2 protein-coding genes are annotated in these 1,511 nt (G+C 68.3%); both read right to left on the bottom strand.

Annotated features, from left to right (window positions below):
* On the bottom strand, positions 1-556 hold a 556-nt coding region (locus tag AOK17_RS47440), incomplete at its 3' end, for a TauD/TfdA dioxygenase family protein (protein ID WP_206190962.1).
* A 426-nt stretch (positions 557-982) separates the two neighbouring features.
* The coding region (locus AOK17_RS47445; RefSeq protein WP_063997402.1) for a BlaI/MecI/CopY family transcriptional regulator at positions 983-1,511 on the bottom strand (529 nt) is incomplete at its 5' end.

Here is a 1,511-nt window from a genome sequence, read left to right on the forward strand (position 1 = left end):
CGACGCGGTCCTTCACCTCCTGCGGCAGATTGTCGTAGGCGGCGGCCATGTCGGCCCACATGGTGTCCCCGCCCAGCGGCGGAACCTCGTGCAGCTGAAGCACGGCACCGAGTGCGGGCCGCTCCCGGAAGGTCACATCGGCGTGCCAGACGTTCTCGAAGGTGGGGGTGGATCCACTGCCGTTGTCGAAGCGGACGACATCCTCGCTGGACCCCTGGGCGAGCAGCGGGTTGGTCTCCAACTCCCCCCACTGCCGGGCGAAGTCACGCTGCTGCGCCGATGTCAGGCGCTGGCCGCGGAAGAAAAGCACCTTCCACTCCAGCAGTGCCCGGTTCACCTCCTCGCGCAGCGCGTCCCCCAACGGCCGCGCGAGACTGAGGCCCCGTATCTCCGCCCCGATCGTGCGCCCTTGGGGCACCACCTCGAAGTGTTCGTACGGGCGCTCCTCCCAGCCCTCGGGCAGGCGGCGCAGGACACGCGCGCCCTCGTACATCCCGCCCTCGGGTACGCGGGCCTCGCGCAGCGTGGGCTGTGGTCCGGCGCTCATGACAGTCATGGCTTCCAACTCCTCGTACGTGGACTTCACACGTGGACTTCACGCGTGAACGTCCGGTGGCAGACGGCAGGTTGCTCAGGAGACGTGCCCTCGCCTGCCGCGAACGGAGGAGTTCGGCGACGCGGTGCGAACGTGCACCGGGAGNNTCGCACCCGGTCCGATCCGGGACGCGCAGCGGCCCCGTCGTGTCGAACCAGTGTCCGGTCATACCGATGAGTGTGTGAGTTCCGCTGGGTACTGTCAACATGGCATCGAACGTCAGCCTGTTGACCCGGCATGGTGTGGTGGCTGGGGCGGGTGCTGTCCGCAGGGCGGCGGCCGTGTCCGGCCGCCGCTGTGCCACCTGCCCGCACCCCAAGGTGGAGTGAGACGTGTCACCTCGACGTTGTCACCCCGACAAGGCAGATGTCAGGGACAAGGCAGAGGTCAGGCGGTGACCGGCTCCTGCTCCGCGGAGTTGTCAGCCGCAGGGGTCTCGGCCGCCGTGTAGAACACGGACGAGCCCTGCTTGGTGCGCTGGACATGGCCCTTGGCTACGAGCCCTTCCACCGTGGTGCGTACGACCTTGGGCTTGATGTCGCGGTCGGGGTGGGCCTGGGTGAGCGCGGTGCTGATCTCCGCGGAGGACCGCGGTTCGGACTGCCGTCCGAGGTGGTTGTGGATCAGCTCCACGAGGGTGGGCAGCTTCGCCGCAGGTGAAGACGCCTTCGGCTCGGTGGTCTTGGCTGCCGCCTTCTTCGGCTTGGCGGCAGTTGCCTTCTTGCGCCTGCCCGACTTGGTCTCGGCCGAGGCCTGTCGCGGCAGCGAGGGCTTGGCCGCCGTGACACTCTCTTCCTTGCTCGAACCGGCTTCGAGGCTCTCGGCGCCCAGGGTCCGCTGCAGGTTCACCAGCAGGGACTGGTCGTGCTGCAGGGCACTCAACTGCTCCTGAAGCGCGGCCACTTCGGCGCCGATA

Source organism: Streptomyces phaeochromogenes (assembly GCF_001418655.1).
Classification (GTDB): domain Bacteria; phylum Actinomycetota; class Actinomycetes; order Streptomycetales; family Streptomycetaceae; genus Streptomyces; species Streptomyces phaeochromogenes.